Here is a 15,251-nt window from a genome sequence, read left to right as displayed (position 1 = left end):
ATTTCAGAAACCTAAATTCTGTTGATAATTTATAAATAAAGTGCTAATAGACCCATTATCTCTGATTCTTCCGATAGCCTTGCCAAACAACTCAGCTACTGATAACACCTTTATTTTAGGGTTATCATATTTCAACGGAATAGTATCAGTTACTATTAATTCTTCTAATACCGAATTGGAGATATTTTCATTTGCTTTACCCGAAAGTACACCGTGAGTACAGAATGCACGCACCGATTTGGCACCTCTTGAAAGAATCAACTCTGCTGCTTTACAGATAGTACCCCCTGTATCAATCAGGTCATCTACCAGAATTACATCAGAGCCTTCAACATCTCCAATCAATTGCATAGAAGCAATTTCATTGGCTTTTTTGCGATGTTTGTCACAAATTACAATTTCGGCATCGAAATACGATGCGAATTTCCTACAACGAGCTACCCCACCAACGTCAGGAGAAGCAAATTTCAGGTTTTCGAGTTTCTGAGCTTTCAGATAAGGTACAAAAACCGAAGTACCCTCCAGATGGTCAACCGGAATATCGAAAAAACCTTGAATCTGGCCTGCGTGTAAGTCCATTGTCATTACTCGGTCAGCACCTGCGGCTGTGAGCATATTGGCAATAAGCTTGGCAGTAATGCCTACTCTTGGTTTGTCTTTTCTGTCTTGACGGGCGTATCCAAAATACGGAATAACCGCACAAACATAGTGAGCCGAGGCACGTCTTGCGGCGTCAATCATCATCAACAATTCCATGATATTATCACTTGGTGGAAAAGTTGACTGAACCAGAAAGACATCGCAGCCCCTTACAGACTCATCAAAACTTACCGAAATTTCACTATCAGCGAAGCGGTTAATGCTCACACTGCCTAAGTCTTTGCCGTAATAGTCGGCAACCCGACTAGCTAAATACTTTGATGATGTACCTGAGAAAATCTTAACTTCTGCCATTTTTTTTTATGCCTCAAAAAAGATTCGCAAAGGTACGCTTTTTGCTTAAAAAAACACCTATCGTATTGGAATATTTTCCACTTTTTGTATAGATTTGCATTATTCATGGAATGATAGTGTAATGTACCATGACAATTAAACGCCTAAAGCTGATGCAACTGTCGCTACTGGACGAAGTTCCTGAACTTAACAAAATCTTTTTCTTAGATGTTTTTGCCGAGTCATATTATGACCCTAGCAAAAAACGTATGCGACTAAGCACCATTAATGGCCAGCAGATACCCTGCGATATTAAGGTAAGTTGCCCCTCACGGTTAGTAGCTCACTACCCCGAAGGCACAATTTTCAAACTAGATGCCCGCCTTGTAAGAAGAGGCCACGGCCAAAACCCCTACTTTATTGCTATCAATCGTAGTAATTTACAAAGAGCTCTTGAGTTTTTTGATTATAACCTTAAAGTACAAAACGGTTTTGATTATGTTTTACCGAAGAAAATCGGCAAAAGCATAAGCCGGGCACGGCTTTAGTATATAATATATAGAAGTAATTAATCCCTCCTACTTGCAGGTTTTACCTGCCATTTTTTAATGTTTCAAGGAAATTAATTATTTCACACAGCGTTTTAGCAGGTTATTTACGTCTTGTTAGAAAATAGTTCCACTATTCAATCGTAAATTTCCCGTGATAACTCAAACAGCAGAAATTTACTTAAAAACCTTAACCAGAAAAAAGCTATTGACCTCAAATAGTTTGATGGAGGTTGTCGCAGATTGCCTGAAAGGCGATGAAAAAGCTATGAAAATCTTTTATGAGCATTTTCATGGGTTTGCTTTGTCTGCTTGTATGAGTTATTGTGAAAACAGAGAAGACGCTTTGGAAATAATGAACGATGGATTCTTGAAAGTCTTCAAAAACCTAGACAAAATAAGTAATATAGAAAGTATTAAACCGTGGCTCCGCCGTATCATGATTAACGGAGCTATAGACCATTACAGAAAAAATATTCATAAACAATCAGCAGAATTAAACGAAAACATTGCTGAACCTAATTACGGAGACGAGTCGGTTTACGCCAAACTCTCATCAGAAGACATCATGTTGGCTATACAGAGCCTACCTACCAATTATCGGGTAGTTTTTAGCTTGTATGCCATAGAAGGTTATTCACACAAAGAAATTGCAGAAATGTTAAACATTGCAGAAAGTACTTCAAGAGCAAATCTGTCTTTAGCAAATGGGTTACTTCGTCAAAAGTTAACAAAAAGATTGTAGTCATGTCAGAAGAAGAAAAATTACATCGGATTATCAGGGAGAAATTGAATAATTTCCAGCCTGACTATTCGCCAGATGATTGGAAAAAGATGCAACGTAAAATTATGGTTGATAAACTTTTACGTTTTTCGGTTCCAAGTGTTGTAGTATTGGTGTTAGGCTTGAGTTATTATTGGTTTGCTGCCAACGACCCACTACCGGTTAAGCAAGAAATTGCCAAACAAACCAACCTAAACCCTGAAACCAAAACTGAACAAGCAGAACTAATACATGATTCGACGTTTACTAAAGTAGAAGTACAAGACCCTAAAGAAGCTGGCATTGAGCCGGCAAAAACTAAATCACCAATACGAACTGAAATCGCACCCGAAACCAACAACGAGGTTTCAGAACCACTAACCAGCCTTAAAGTAAGTAAATTAACTTCAAGAAAAGTTGCCGGCCCTGCTGAAAAACACGCAGACTTCGCCGATAAAGATATTCGTTTTCTGAACTCGTCGGCTATTTCGATGAGTGATAAAATTCTGAGGGTGCGTGAACTTGGCAAAACCTATGAATTGACCTCTTACGAAGCCCTTGACCGCAATGCCGAAAAGTGGAAAAATGTAGTGATTGTGTGCGACATGACCTCGAGTATGTTTCCGTATACCACCCAGGTTTTCGACTGGATGATGGAAAACGTTGACAACAATAATATAAAAGGGATTGTATTCTTTACCGATTGCGACAGCCTTGGCAACGAAACTCGTGGCAGACTACCCGGCAAGATGTTTATGGTAAATACCAAAGATGAAATGAAACTTTGGGATACCATGTTTGCCGCTATCAGTAATACAGAAAACAATAAAGAGCGTGCCGAAAACAACATTGAAGCGCTACTTTATGCCCAAAAGCAGTTCCCTGATGTTGATGAATTTGTGATGATTGCCGATAACAGCAGCCCTGTGAAGGACATGAAGAATCTTTCGAAAGTAAAGAAAAAAACGCATATTATTTTATGTGGCGAAACCTACGAGAGAAACCTAGCGTTTCAGTCAGACTACGTACAAATAGCTAAAAAAACGCATGGTAGTATTCATACGCTTGAAGATGACATAGAAAACCCTGATAATATCAAAGAAATGACAGTTATCAGAGTCGGACGTATCTATTTCAGATTCGAAAAGGGAAAATTCTATACTACTAAATTAATATTCCGCCCATAGTTTTTACTTCAATTATTAACAAAATAGCATCGTTCGATAGAGCTTCAAACTCTATTTGAAGCGGGTCATTGTCGTCGTTCCATAGAGCTATGCTGTCTCTTGCTTCCAACAGGCGATTCTGAAACTCAAATGCACCTTCAATCACGAAGCCAAAAACACCTTGGCTTTCAGGTTTAAGGATCAGAAATCCCTCTTCACGGCCTGCAAATTTACCTATATAACAATTGGCACCAATGTTTTGTAGGGTATGTTTATTTGTATCAATATTAAAATAAACGCTTCTATTCTTAATGCTTTCAACCCCGAATGCTCTTGTAAAGCGGATATGTAGAAAATTCACAAGCTCGTTGTCATAAGGATTTGTGATTTCGTAGGCATCATTGGCCGAAACCGAAAAAACCTTTGCTTCGCAAATATCTATAAATTCTGGTTTACCTCCATTGATACTTAGTTCAATAGCACCTACCAAGGGCAAGAGCATAATCTCTAAGTTTCGGTCAGCAATTATTCTCATGGTCTCCCCTCCTACCAACGTATCATCATTACAAGTAATCAGGTTACCGAACGGCTTTCTGTTTCTGTCATAATAATTACCATCATTGAAAGTATGGAAACTTCTGTGAGTTTTGGTAAGCGTTAGCCCTCGGGCATTAGATAAATATATTTGACCTTGTGTTTGAGTAAGCATTTTTCTAAAAGTTTTGGAACGATGAAATACTTAAAAATGGCTGCAATGCAATTAAATCTGTTTGGAGTTCAGTGTTTGAGTTTAATGCATCGCTCTGATTCCCGTAAGCAATCAATAATTGATTATCTATGGTATCAACCCAGGTGAGCGCATCGCTATAAAAATAAATAGCTACTTTGTGCTCTGCTTTACGTTGCGTATGCGACTGCACGATTTCAAACCTGAAATTCTTAAACGGCAGGCACACGTGCTGATGCACATTGGTAATATCAGGTATGAGGTCGTTTAACTGCCTGATGTAGTTTATGGCAGCCGTACTTACCAAATAATGCAGTTTATCTGCAGCCGGAACATTCGCCAGTATCTCCTGAAAAGTCTGGTACTTTCCTTCCTGATTATAGAACTGAGATTGCATAAAAAACTCCATATAAGTATCCTCAAAAACCTGCTTCTCCCACGTTTTTTGTGCATTTGCCTCTATAATTTTCTTGTAACACAAGCGAATGATTCCTTTTGCCATGTCTTTATGCATTGAGTGATTGAGAGATTTAGTGAATGAGTGATTATTCTATTTTTGACATAATCTAATTTCACGCATATAATTTTATTAAGACTCGAGAGATAGATATTATTTAAAGATGTTAGATTGTGTAGAGACAGGGCAATGCCCTGTCTCTACCTCTGCGCTTATGTATATTACTCCGTGAATCTTAATTAAATAACCTTACAATTATCCGTTCACCACAATAGTGTGTGTAAGGGCGTAGCCTGCTGATGGACTTCCGGTAACGGTTGACATTTCGGTTGTTACACCATCACCAAAAACATTGTCTCTTGCATTAGTTGTATCGGCTTGGCCGTGGGTGGCGTAAACACCTTGTGCAAATACTACTTTGCTAACATCTTCCGGGAATGCTATTTGTGTTACCAGCAATGATTTGCCGCTACTGTTATACACATGCACGTGAATGTGTACGGCACGCCCTGAATACCAACCAGGATAAATAGTGGTAAAATTCACTACACCGCTCGAATCGGTAGTCTGGCGGCCTCTCAAAAAATGGACATTTGTATAATTTGTACTTTGCATACCTGTTCCGCCGTATTCAGAGTAGTTGCCGGCAGCATCACAATGCCAGATGTCAACAAAAGCATTGGCTAGTGCCGCACAGCTATTGTTTTTATTCTGAATCGTGATTTTTACGGTGAGTTTTGTCCCGGCTCGGTCAGAAGTAATATCGTTTGTAACCAAAGAACTCGGGTTTTTAGTAGGAAAAGGCCCTTCGGTTTCAGAGGCAGTAGTAGTACAAGACCCGGTACTTGTACCAGTCCCCGAATCAGTACCTGTGCTTCCGCTTGTATCAGTTGGGTCTACATCAGTTTCTTTGCAAGCCGCAAATAATGGCATAATAGCTAAAGAGCCTAAGCCTTTTTTCAAAAAATCTTTTCTGTCCATAATGTTTTTCGTTATATACCTCTATAGACGAAGAAAAAGAAAGTTTGATTGCATTGCGTTTGCCAAGTATCGGTTAACGACACGTTTGTATCGGTAAATTGATTACTTTTTTTGCCAATCGTCAACAAATTGCTGGTAAGAATTACTGATAGGCAACTCAACACCCGAAGCTAACAATACGTTTTTCTTTAACACAGATTTTACCTGCGCATTGGCAACAATATAACTACGGTGGATTCGGCTGAATGAATCGGCGGGCAATTGTTCTAAAATGCCTTTGAGCGACATAAGCGTAAGAATCGGGTGGCTTTGCCCCATTACATGAATCTTGATGTAGTCTTCTAAGCCTTCAATGTATTCCATAGCCTTTAGTTCTATTTTCACCATGCGGTATTCGGCACGTACAAAAATGTATTGCGCCTCTTCGCTCGTCTGATTGCTTTTGAACTGATGGTATTCCAACGCTTTCTTTACAGCTTTACCGAATCTTTCAAAATCAATTGGCTTGAGCAGATAATCAACAGCTTCGAGGTCGAAACCCTCAACGGCAAATTTCCGATGAGCCGTGGTAAAAATTACCATTGGCTTATTGCTCAGAGAAGCAACCAGTTCAAGCCCTGTAATATCGGGCATATTAATATCTACAAATAGTAAATCAATCTGATTATCTCGCAGAAAATCCCGCCCTTGAATGCCATCATCAAAGGTCTGAACTAGGTTTAACTCCTGAAACCCTGAAATATACTCTTTCATTAACTCCAAGGCCAAGGGTTCATCATCAATTACAACACATTTGAGTTTCATCTATTCTTCAATTATTAATTCAACATGATAAAATTCTACTTTATCGTGTATAGTCAATGTGTATTTATCTTTATACAAATGCGCCAAACGCTGCCGTGTATTAGCCAGACCTATTCCTGTTCGTTCAACCTTGCGAGAAGTAGCAAATAAAGTATTCTTACAGTTGAACCTCATGATTTTGGCATCAGCACTAATTTTAATCTCAATAATTGCGTTTTCGTGATTGCTTATGCCATGTTTAAAGGCATTTTCAACAAAAGTCATAAGCAACAAAGGCGAAATTTTTTTTGTTTCGGTTTCACCTCCTACTTCAAAAACCACGTTTGTTTTTTTGCTTAAGCGTAGTTTTTGCAGGTCAATATAATTACTAATACACTCTATTTCGCTTTGCAGCGGCACAAAATCTTCCGACACTTCATCGGTTACATAACGCATTATCTGCGACAATTTCATGATGCTTGCAGCCGTACTTTTATTGTTGGTTACAGCCAGCGAATAAATATTATTTAACGTATTAAACAAAAAATGTGGGTTAATCTGTGCTTTCAGAAAAGATAATTCGGCATTGGCCTTATCTGCTTCCGCCTGAACAGCCCTTTGCTCCGAATCTCGCCAACGCTCGTTTATTTTCAGGGCCATACCTAATGCACATATTAAGCCAAACAAAAAAATACTAATTACATCTATTTTCTTGCCTGTTTCCCGGGGTTCTCTTTTTCTTTCGGGTTCTCTCAAAAACTCAGGCGGAGGTTTGGCAAATTTTTCAAAATGCGGTGGATGGTCTAATCTTGGCGGTGGGCGGTCAAAATCCGGTCGTTCAAACCTTTTATTACTTTCTCGGTTTCTTTCAAAAACCAATCTATCAAATGGTTTGATGATAGCAATGGCAACTAGAAGACACAAAATAATACCAAAATAAGCGTAGAATTTACGGCGAAAGAAAAACTCAGGAATCAGCCAAAGGATATTGATATAAAAAAGAACAATGTATATCAGAAAAAAAAGCCAAATATATGTACCGAATAAGATGTCAGCGATACTCCGGCTTTCAGACATAAATAAGGTGGTAAGACTAATAACAATCAGCCAGCCAACCAGGTGTATAAGCAAAGAAACATTCTTCAATTGAAACATACCTAAAGATACGGCTCAAGCCGTAATTTTGATTAAAAGAATCGACTATCTGAAAGAATGTATCGGTAGATTATAACAAATTTGATTTCAAATAGTTAAACTAAACAAGAAGGCGTATACGTATTTGTGCTGTAAAATACACAATAAAATTACCTATAATCCGTTTTAGTCCAAATCCGCATTAACTAAATATTGCTTCGCAATTAAACCAATGCAACACTTTTTAGTCCAACATTCGTCTATTGGTAAGACGCAGCAGAAATTTTGCTACTCTCTATTATTAATAGCTTAAACGAACATTAGTATGAAGACAACAGCATTTCTAAAAGATTCGCAAGGAAAAGTAATTCAAAAACAAAATCTTCAGGAAGGAAATTTGCAGGAATTTGACATCGAAAAGTTAAAAGATGGCATTTATTTTGTTGAATTACACCTAGGAAATGGTAAATCCATTACACACCAGCTTTATATTAACCACTAAGCCAATTGTTTTGGCAAAAAAAAGAGGCTCCACCTAAGTAAAGCCTCTTTTTTCTTATTTATAAATCTCTCTTCTGGCAGAAAGCAAAGTATTATACATCAGGGCAGCTACCGTCATTAGCCCTACTCCGCCCGGAACCGGGGTTATATAGCTACTTTTAGGTGCAACTTCATCAAACTTTACATCGCCTTTCAGAGCAAATCCGCTCTTTTTACTTGAGTCAACCACACGTGTTAAGCCTACGTCAATTACCACTGCACCTTCTTTTACCATATCAGCCGTAATAAACTCAGGCTTGCCTAAAGCGGCAACCAGAATATCGGCCTGGCGGGTAATATCAGCAAGATTTTGTGTACGGCTATGTACCAAAGATACCGTACAGTTACCCGGGTAAGTGTTTCGTTGCATCAGGATACTCATTGGCAAACCAACTATCTGGCTGCGGCCAACTACCACGCAATGTTTACCTGCGGTTTCGATATTATATCGTTTGATGAGTTCTAAAACGCCAAATGGTGTAGCCGAAATATAAGCAGGTAAACCCTTGGCCATTCTACCGATATTGATTGGATGAAACCCATCAACATCTTTTCTTGGTTCGATTGACTCAATTACTTTTTCGACATTGATTTGTTGAGGAAGCGGTAACTGAACGATGAAACCATCAATATCATCATCTTCGTTCAATTGTTTAATAAGTTCCAGCAACTCTTCTTCTGTTATGCTTTCATCTCTACGAATAAGGGTCGATTTAAAACCTATTTCTTCGCAAGATTTTATTTTACTTGCCACATAGGTTTCACTTGAGCCATTATTACCTACTAATATAGCTGCCAGATGAGGAATTTTACCACCATTGGCTTTTTGTTTTTCTACTTCTTCTTTTAATTCTTGTTTGACCTGAGCCGAAATTAATTTTCCGTCTATGAGTTTCATTGAGCTAATTTTTAATGAGAGTGCAAAGGTCTGCTAAATCAGCAAATTTCAAAAATTAATTCTGAAAAATTGATACTGAATGTAACCAACTACTTACAGATATATTTAATCACCTTCTCCATATCAAATTCATCTTCGCCACTTACCGAAAGTAAATTTTTTATTTCGGTTGATGGTTTACCATATTTCTGAAACGAGTTCCAGATATGGTCAATGAACCAGGTAGGTTCGTAGCCCCATCGGGTATCCATCGATTTCCTGATAAGAAAAGTACGTTTTGATATTTTCACAAAGAGTTTTTTATCCAAAAGTTCGTTTGTTGCTGTATCATGAAACGCAAACAGTCCCTCAGCAATTACCACGTCAAACTTCTCCCTAAAAAGAATCAGTACTTCTTTAAACAATTCGAAATCAATAGAATGTGGTGATTCCCAATCGGTACGATTTTTAATTTTAGGGATTTGCGTTTCAGGAAAAACAAAATCATCTTGATGGAAAATAATGGCCTTTTTACCATTTTTCCTGAAATAAGTAACTAAAAGATTGGCCAATGTACTTTTACCCGACCGACTTACCCCTCCTATACCTATAAGCATATATTTCTAGTTTATTTTGTAAAAATGGAAATTTTAGGTAAAAGATTTAAATAAAATTTTATTTTTGAATAAATTTCAAACTTATACCCTAACCTAAATACATATGGATAAAAACAAGCTCTCTTTTTACGCCAGTTTTGTGGCTATTGCCTGTGGCATTTTTATCATTGGCCTCCGATTCGTTACTCCAGAAGTAAGTACCTCAAATATAGTAATGGGGCTTGTCTTTATAACAATCGGCCTGATTGGCATCAGGAGGTTCCGCCGCTCATGATTCGGGCAGATTCAAAAAAGTCTGTGACTAAATCTGTATTTTTCTATCAAACCACCCTTTTCTATGAACAAATCTATACTTATTATTACTATACTTTTGCTGTCTTCAACCCTTGTATTTTCACAAAACACAATTTATCTTAAACCTACACGGATATTTGATGGGGAAAAAGTTTTTGAAAATTATGGTGTTTTAGTAAAAAACAACATAATTGAGCAGGTCGGCCCTTATGCCGAAATCGAAAAAAAACTAAGCAAGGATGCCGCAACAATAGAACTGAAAAACTGTACGCTTATGCCCGGCCTGATTGAAGGCCACACACATTTGTTTCTGCACCCTTACAACGAAACACCTTGGGACGACCAGGTATTGAGAGAACCCAGCTCATACCGCACCATAAGAGCTGCAAAACATGCCGAAAGAACCCTAAAGGCCGGTTTTACCACTGCCCGCGATTTGGGCACTGAAGGTGCTGGCTTTGATGATGTTGGCCTGAAAATGGCAATCAACGAGGGAATTATATTAGGCCCAAGATTATTGATTGCCACCAAAGCATTGGTTGCTACCGGAAGTTATGCACCAAAAGGTTTTGCCTCTGGTGTAAGCGTGCCGCAAGGAGCCGAAGAAGCTGACGGCCACGATGATTTAATAAAAAAAGTACGAAACCAGATTGGGCATGGCGCCGATTTAATTAAGGTCTATGCCGATTATCGCTGGGGATTGAGAGGTGAAACCGCCCCTACCTTTACACTCGATGAGCTTAAGTTGATTGTAGCAACAGCAAAAAGTTCGGGCAGGCCAACAGTTGCTCATGCCTCATCGGCTGAGGGAATGCGCAGGGCTATACTGGCTGGTATTGAAACCATAGAACACGGCGATAACGGTACGCCCGAAATATGGAAAATGATGGTTGAAAGAAATGTTTATCTATGCCCTACACTAGCGGCAGGTGATGCCTTGTTTCAATATTCAGGTTGGAAAAAAGGAATTGACCCAGAACCCGAGCACTTAAAGCAAAAAAAAGCGAAATTTAAAGAATTATTGAAATCGGGAGTAAAGATATTAATGGGAGGCGATGTAGGTGTTTTTGCTCATGGTGATAATGCCCGAGAGATAGAAATGTTGGTAGAGTATGGCATGAAACCCATTGAAGCCTTAAAATCAGCCACAAGTAATAGTGCTGATGCTTTTCATATCGAAAAACAAGTAGGCAGAATCAAAACCGGTTTATTAGCTGATATTGTGGTTGTTGAAGGAAATCCGACAGAAAATATCAATGACGTAAGAAATATAAAAATAGTAATGAAAGACGGTAAAGTAATAGAATAAACGAAGAGGCTGTCTCAAAAGAAGGTAGCACAAAATATTATTTGGCACAAAAAACTTTTGAGACAGCCTCTTTTGTAATCAGAGCAAGCGAACTACTGCTATACCCGAATGCTTCTTGAAACGATTGAGGTAATCTACCAATGGCTCGGTAGAAATAATTATTTTTTTCATTTCCTGCGAGGCATGCAGCAAATGTATTCTTCCGTTTTTTCTGATGGCAAATCCCTCATGATTAAAATCGAGGCCATCGATGTTTGAAGTAATGGCAATAATATCACCATCCTGAATCTGGCTCTCGATTTTTCTTACATTCGCTTTTGGAATATAATAGAAATCGTATTTGTTCAGATAGTCTTCATATTTTTCAACAGCCGCAAACGTTTCATTACTCTGCAAATGTGGATATAAATCTCGATGGCGGGTCATAAAGTTAATTTCTTTATCAGCCGGAACCCCGCCAATCATTTCGGTCATATCTTGCACAATTTTGTTTTCTTCTGCCCGTATTGCCCATTCTTTAAAATAGTGTAAGCGAGAAGCATAACCGTTTATTTGACCTTCTCGGTAACGAAGCTTCTTTAAATTATTCAGGAATGCTGAAAAGTTGGGCTTTGCTGAATTTTTGGTAACTGTCATGGCAGAAACCGTTTCCACGAATGTCCAACAATCAAAATCTTTCAAATTGCAAACTAATTGTTCTTTACTTGGTGCATCGAGTGTGCCTGCTTTATAGGGCTGCCCTAAAAACGACTGAGCAATAGTGAGCGCCGTTTGAGACGAGGTTTCACCTTTTGGCAAACTCATTTTTTGTTTAAACACCATTTCGTCGGCACTTTGTGCCAAAGCCAGATTAACGAGCAAAATCAATAAAGCTGTGTAACGATATTTCAGAGAAAGCATTTTTATATTTGTTAATTGAATTTATCAGAATTTCAAAGATAACTGAAAAGAATCTTTGTTGTATCAAATTATAAAACACTACTAGCTATTCATTAACTCCTCTATTTCGTCAATTTCAAGCGGAATATCCTCCATCAAATCGATGTTTCCTTTTTGAGTTATCAGAATATCGTTTTCTAATCGAATGCCCAATTTTTCTTCCGGAATATAAATTCCTGGCTCACAGGTAAAGACCATGCCGGGCTTAAAAGTTTCATATCTGTTGCCTATATCGTGTACATCGAGCCCTAAATGATGCGAAATACCATGTGGAAAATATTTTCGATACAAGGGCGCATCAGGGTCTTGTCTGTCTACATCGTGCCGACTTAACAAGCCTAAATCTATCAATTCAGATTCGACCACCTTGCCTACATCTTTCCGCAATTTATCCATTGTGTTCCCTTTTATAATCATATTCCGAGAGATACGCATGATTCTTAAAACTGCCTGATATACTTCTCGTTGCCTGGGTGTAAACTTTCCGTTTACAGGCAAACACCGTGTTACGTCAGCATTATAATTGGCATATTCGGCACCAAAATCTAATAGTATAACTTCTCCATCTTTACAAATATTGTTGTTGGTAATATAATGCATTACACAAGCACTAGCACCAGAGGCCATTATTGGGTGAAAAGCGTGCCCACGTGAGCGGTTCATCAGAAACTCGTGCGTTAGCTCAGCCTCTAATTCATATTCACGCACATTAGGTTTCAGAAACTTAGCCATTCTTTTAAAACCCTTGGCCGAAATCTCAATGGCACGTTTCAATAAATCTATTTCAATAGATTGTTTTATTACTCTCAATTGGCGCATAAGCGGAGCCAATCTTTCAACTTTATGCAAAGGAAATTTGTGGCGAAATTCATCAACAAATCGTCTCTCTCGGCTCTGGAATTTCCAGTCGGCACCATCATGCTCATTCAGATTCAGATACACCTGGTCGGCTTCGAAAACAAGTTTGCGAAGTATTGACTCGAAGCTATTTACCCAAATTACCTTCGCAATATCCGAAATACCCGAAGCCTGGGTTTTAGTTAATCTTTCTCCTTCCCATATTTTAATATGTTCGCTGGTTTCACGGAGTAGTAATATTTCTCTGAAATTTTCGTCCGGAAAATCAGGGAATAAAATGAGAATGCTTTCTTCTTGGTCGATACCAGTTAAATAAAAAAAATCGTTATTTTGTCTGAAACCCATAGTTCCGTCGGCATTAGTCGGAATCACATCGTTCGACAAAACTATTACCATCGATTTTGGTTTTAACAATGAATTGAGACGTCGGCGATTGCTTACAAATAAGGTTGAATCAATTGGTTCGTAACGCATAATTGGTGATTTTAAATGTAATCTTAGTCAGTTAGGTGTATATTATTAATTATTTCAGCTAATTTTATAAGTTAAAGTCTAAATCCGTCGGGGTTTTCTGGTTTAACTTTCTGTTGGGTGGCACTTGCTAAGCATTGCGCTTTTTTAAATTATGAATTTTGTATAGGTTATGACACGAGTTGGAAATTTTTTAATAAACTTCATTTTTACTGTTTTCGTTTCTTTGCAAGGATTCTCGCAGCAAAAATACTGGGTTCTTTTCAAAGACAAAGAATTAAATACGAAAGCTGCTATCTCTGATAAATGTAAAGAAAACAGAAGAGCCCTTGGTATGCAAGAAATTCAACCAAGCGATTTTCCTGTAAGCCAAAAATACATTGCACAATTGAGTGCTAATGGAATAGCCACCCTTAACCAATCTAAATGGCTGAACGCTATTTCGTCTTACCTCACGCATTCACAAATTCAATACCTTCATACGCTACCTTTTGTTCAGGAAATTATTCCAATAGATAGTAAATTAATTATCGCCAAAACCAATGCCAACCAAATGGCAAACGACGATTTACGGGTTGACTACGTTATGAAACAAGTAGGTATTGAAGGTTTTCTGCAAGCAGGCTTAAACGGTAAAGATATAACTATAGGTGTAATTGATGCAGGCTACTATGGCACTAGCGAATCGCCGGCATTAGGGCATTTATTTAGCGAGCAAAGAATTTTAGGCGTGCGAGATTATATAAATCCGAAGAAAACCAACCATTTTGATGAAAGAGAAACTTCTTCTGATTTTCATGGTACAGAAGTGTTGACGGCCATTACGGGTAAATCGTCTAACAATAAATTGCAATTTGGTTTGGCTACACAGGCCAAGTTTTATCTGGCAAGAACCGATACCGGTGGGCGTGAGTTTAGAGGTGAAGAAGACAACTGGGTTTCGGCAATTGAATGGCTGGATAGTCTAGGTGTGCGATTAGTAAATACATCTTTGGGCTATGCCAAAGGTTTTTCAAACCCAAAAGAAGATTATAAGCCCATTCAGATGAATGGCAATACAAGTACCATTGCCAAAGCAGCCAAAATAGCAACCGAGCAAAAGGGCATGATAGTGGTAGTTTCGGCAGGGAATGAAGGTGACGACCGTGACTGGCGTATTATATCGACCCCTGCTGATGTAGAGGGTGTGATAGCTGTTGGCGCAACTAACGAAGCCGGACTAAAAATGGGTTATAGCAGCATTGGTCCCGATTTTCTGGATTACCTAAAACCTAACGTATCTTGTTTCTCGTTGTATGGCACTTCGTTGGCGGCTCCGGTTATTACAGGCTTTGTGGCTTGTATGTTACAGGCAAATCCAAGGCTGACGAACCAGGAAGTGAAAGATTATCTCCAAAAATCAGCAAGTCTATATCCTTTTGGCAATAATTATTTAGGTTATGGAGTGCCTAATGCCTTTAAAGCATTAGCTTTGATTCAGAACCCTAATAAAGAACCGCTAGAAGTACAAAACCATACAAAAACAATATCGGTACACGAAACTGACCATCAGCTTGAAGTTGAGGTAAAAGCGGGTGATGTTGTAAGTGTTTTCCATAAAAAGACACCTTTTCTAGTACTCTCCCAAGACTCTCACAAAGTACGTAACAATACAATCTTACTCAAACGAAACGCTCAAGTGAAACACACAACAGTTGTAACCCGAGACGAAGTGATTGAGGTAATCTGGTTGTAAGCAAATATTTCCCTATAGGTTTTCAGACAAGGCATGAGGTAATGACAGATTTCTCATGAAAAATCTTATTTTATGTTTATTGGTTCTATGTATAACCGAACAGCTCTTATTATGAAAAA

16 protein-coding genes are annotated in these 15,251 nt (G+C 38.4%); 6 read left to right on the top strand and 10 right to left on the bottom strand.

What is annotated here, in order from left to right:
• Nucleotides 1-3: 3 nt before the first annotated feature.
• Nucleotides 4-954, bottom strand: coding sequence for a ribose-phosphate pyrophosphokinase (locus WAE64_RS13515; RefSeq protein ID WP_340237281.1), 951 nt, complete (start codon nucleotides 952-954; stop codon nucleotides 4-6).
• Between the two features lie 152 nt (nucleotides 955-1,106).
• On the opposite strand from WAE64_RS13515, the gene WAE64_RS13510 reads away from it, so the two are divergent.
• From WAE64_RS13510 to WAE64_RS13500, 3 genes are all read left to right on the top strand, one after another.
• Complete coding sequence (locus WAE64_RS13510; RefSeq protein WP_340237279.1) at nucleotides 1,107-1,481, top strand: hypothetical protein; 375 nt, start codon at nucleotides 1,107-1,109, stop codon at nucleotides 1,479-1,481.
• A 268-nt stretch (nucleotides 1,482-1,749) separates the two neighbouring features.
• Nucleotides 1,750-2,226, top strand: coding sequence for an RNA polymerase sigma factor (locus WAE64_RS13505; RefSeq protein ID WP_340237277.1), 477 nt, complete (start codon nucleotides 1,750-1,752; stop codon nucleotides 2,224-2,226).
• A 2-nt stretch (nucleotides 2,227-2,228) separates the two neighbouring features.
• Nucleotides 2,229-3,431 (top strand): hypothetical protein, encoded by a 1,203-nt coding sequence (locus WAE64_RS13500; protein ID WP_340237275.1) that lies wholly within the window; start codon nucleotides 2,229-2,231, stop codon nucleotides 3,429-3,431.
• On the opposite strand, the gene WAE64_RS13495 is transcribed toward WAE64_RS13500, so the two are convergent.
• The 5 genes from WAE64_RS13495 to WAE64_RS13475 form a co-directional block, all read right to left on the bottom strand.
• Nucleotides 3,409-4,119: a pirin family protein gene (locus tag WAE64_RS13495; RefSeq protein WP_340237273.1), complete on the bottom strand. Its 711-nt coding sequence runs from the start codon at nucleotides 4,117-4,119 to the stop codon at nucleotides 3,409-3,411. The two genes, WAE64_RS13500 and WAE64_RS13495, sit on opposite strands and share 23 nt — an antisense overlap.
• A gap of 4 nt (nucleotides 4,120-4,123) precedes the next feature.
• Nucleotides 4,124-4,639 carry a hypothetical protein gene (locus WAE64_RS13490; RefSeq protein ID WP_340237271.1) on the bottom strand — a complete coding sequence of 172 codons (516 nt, stop codon included), beginning with the start codon at nucleotides 4,637-4,639 and terminating at the stop codon, nucleotides 4,124-4,126.
• A gap of 210 nt (nucleotides 4,640-4,849) precedes the next feature.
• The gene (locus tag WAE64_RS13485) at nucleotides 4,850-5,575 is read right to left on the bottom strand and encodes a dioxygenase family protein (protein WP_340237269.1); all 726 of its coding nucleotides are present in this window, start codon (nucleotides 5,573-5,575) and stop codon (nucleotides 4,850-4,852) included.
• Between the two features lie 102 nt (nucleotides 5,576-5,677).
• Nucleotides 5,678-6,379 carry a LytR/AlgR family response regulator transcription factor gene (locus WAE64_RS13480; protein ID WP_340237268.1) on the bottom strand — a complete coding sequence of 234 codons (702 nt, stop codon included), beginning with the start codon at nucleotides 6,377-6,379 and terminating at the stop codon, nucleotides 5,678-5,680.
• Nucleotides 6,380-7,513, bottom strand: coding sequence for a sensor histidine kinase (locus WAE64_RS13475; RefSeq protein ID WP_340237266.1), 1,134 nt, complete (start codon nucleotides 7,511-7,513; stop codon nucleotides 6,380-6,382).
• A 304-nt stretch (nucleotides 7,514-7,817) separates the two neighbouring features.
• Between WAE64_RS13475 and WAE64_RS13470 the strand changes: the two genes are divergently transcribed.
• Nucleotides 7,818-7,994: a T9SS type A sorting domain-containing protein gene (locus tag WAE64_RS13470; protein ID WP_340237264.1), complete on the top strand. Its 177-nt coding sequence runs from the start codon at nucleotides 7,818-7,820 to the stop codon at nucleotides 7,992-7,994.
• Nucleotides 7,995-8,048: 54 nt separating this feature from the next.
• Here WAE64_RS13470 and WAE64_RS13465 read toward each other — a convergent pair whose 3' ends face one another.
• Together WAE64_RS13465 and WAE64_RS13460 are read right to left on the bottom strand one after the other, a co-directional pair.
• Nucleotides 8,049-8,930, bottom strand: coding sequence for a bifunctional 5,10-methylenetetrahydrofolate dehydrogenase/5,10-methenyltetrahydrofolate cyclohydrolase (locus WAE64_RS13465; RefSeq protein ID WP_340237263.1), 882 nt, complete (start codon nucleotides 8,928-8,930; stop codon nucleotides 8,049-8,051).
• An 89-nt stretch (nucleotides 8,931-9,019) separates the two neighbouring features.
• Nucleotides 9,020-9,526, bottom strand: coding sequence for a uridine kinase family protein (locus WAE64_RS13460; protein ID WP_340237262.1), 507 nt, complete (start codon nucleotides 9,524-9,526; stop codon nucleotides 9,020-9,022).
• Between the two features lie 337 nt (nucleotides 9,527-9,863).
• Between WAE64_RS13460 and WAE64_RS13455 the strand changes: the two genes are divergently transcribed.
• Nucleotides 9,864-11,129, top strand: a complete 1,266-nt coding sequence (locus WAE64_RS13455) for a metal-dependent hydrolase family protein (RefSeq protein WP_340237260.1) — start codon at nucleotides 9,864-9,866, stop codon at nucleotides 11,127-11,129.
• A gap of 78 nt (nucleotides 11,130-11,207) precedes the next feature.
• On the opposite strand, the gene WAE64_RS13450 is transcribed toward WAE64_RS13455, so the two are convergent.
• Both WAE64_RS13450 and WAE64_RS13445 read right to left on the bottom strand, forming a co-directional pair.
• Nucleotides 11,208-12,029, bottom strand: coding sequence for an N-acetylmuramoyl-L-alanine amidase-like domain-containing protein (locus tag WAE64_RS13450; protein WP_340237258.1), 822 nt, complete (start codon nucleotides 12,027-12,029; stop codon nucleotides 11,208-11,210).
• A gap of 81 nt (nucleotides 12,030-12,110) precedes the next feature.
• Nucleotides 12,111-13,400, bottom strand: a complete 1,290-nt coding sequence (locus tag WAE64_RS13445) for an aminopeptidase P N-terminal domain-containing protein (RefSeq protein WP_340237257.1) — start codon at nucleotides 13,398-13,400, stop codon at nucleotides 12,111-12,113.
• 169 nt (nucleotides 13,401-13,569) lie between these two features.
• Between WAE64_RS13445 and WAE64_RS13440 the strand changes: the two genes are divergently transcribed.
• Nucleotides 13,570-15,132, top strand: a complete 1,563-nt coding sequence (locus WAE64_RS13440; protein ID WP_340237255.1) for a S8 family serine peptidase — start codon at nucleotides 13,570-13,572, stop codon at nucleotides 15,130-15,132.
• Nucleotides 15,133-15,251 lie beyond the last annotated feature (119 nt).

This window comes from Emticicia soli (assembly GCF_037860775.1).
Taxonomy (GTDB): Bacteria; Bacteroidota; Bacteroidia; order Cytophagales; family Spirosomataceae; genus Emticicia; species Emticicia soli.
Note: the sequence above shows the minus strand (reverse complement) of the source record. Positions and strands in the feature narration are given on the sequence as shown.

Bases quoted from the DNA above. Each gene is read 5' to 3' on its own strand.
- WAE64_RS13515 (WP_340237281.1), bottom strand. From the start codon at position 954: ATGGCAGAAGTTAAGATTTTCTCAGGTACATCATCAAAGTATTTAGCT.
- WAE64_RS13470 (WP_340237264.1), top strand. From the start codon at position 7,818: ATGAAGACAACAGCATTTCTAAAAGATTCGCAAGGAAAAGTAATTCAA.
- WAE64_RS13460 (WP_340237262.1), bottom strand. From the start codon at position 9,526: ATGCTTATAGGTATAGGAGGGGTAAGTCGGTCGGGTAAAAGTACATTG.
- WAE64_RS13490 (WP_340237271.1), bottom strand. From the start codon at position 4,639: ATGGCAAAAGGAATCATTCGCTTGTGTTACAAGAAAATTATAGAGGCA.
- WAE64_RS13450 (WP_340237258.1), bottom strand. From the start codon at position 12,029: ATGCTTTCTCTGAAATATCGTTACACAGCTTTATTGATTTTGCTCGTT.
- WAE64_RS13480 (WP_340237268.1), bottom strand. From the start codon at position 6,379: ATGAAACTCAAATGTGTTGTAATTGATGATGAACCCTTGGCCTTGGAG.
- WAE64_RS13475 (WP_340237266.1), bottom strand. From the start codon at position 7,513: ATGTTTCAATTGAAGAATGTTTCTTTGCTTATACACCTGGTTGGCTGG.
- WAE64_RS13440 (WP_340237255.1), top strand. From the start codon at position 13,570: ATGACACGAGTTGGAAATTTTTTAATAAACTTCATTTTTACTGTTTTC.
- WAE64_RS13465 (WP_340237263.1), bottom strand. From the start codon at position 8,930: ATGAAACTCATAGACGGAAAATTAATTTCGGCTCAGGTCAAACAAGAA.
- WAE64_RS13445 (WP_340237257.1), bottom strand. From the start codon at position 13,400: ATGCGTTACGAACCAATTGATTCAACCTTATTTGTAAGCAATCGCCGA.
- WAE64_RS13505 (WP_340237277.1), top strand. From the start codon at position 1,750: ATGAAAATCTTTTATGAGCATTTTCATGGGTTTGCTTTGTCTGCTTGT.
- WAE64_RS13495 (WP_340237273.1), bottom strand. From the start codon at position 4,119: ATGCTTACTCAAACACAAGGTCAAATATATTTATCTAATGCCCGAGGG.
- WAE64_RS13510 (WP_340237279.1), top strand. From the start codon at position 1,107: ATGCAACTGTCGCTACTGGACGAAGTTCCTGAACTTAACAAAATCTTT.
- WAE64_RS13485 (WP_340237269.1), bottom strand. From the start codon at position 5,575: ATGGACAGAAAAGATTTTTTGAAAAAAGGCTTAGGCTCTTTAGCTATT.
- WAE64_RS13500 (WP_340237275.1), top strand. From the start codon at position 2,229: ATGTCAGAAGAAGAAAAATTACATCGGATTATCAGGGAGAAATTGAAT.
- WAE64_RS13455 (WP_340237260.1), top strand. From the start codon at position 9,864: ATGAACAAATCTATACTTATTATTACTATACTTTTGCTGTCTTCAACC.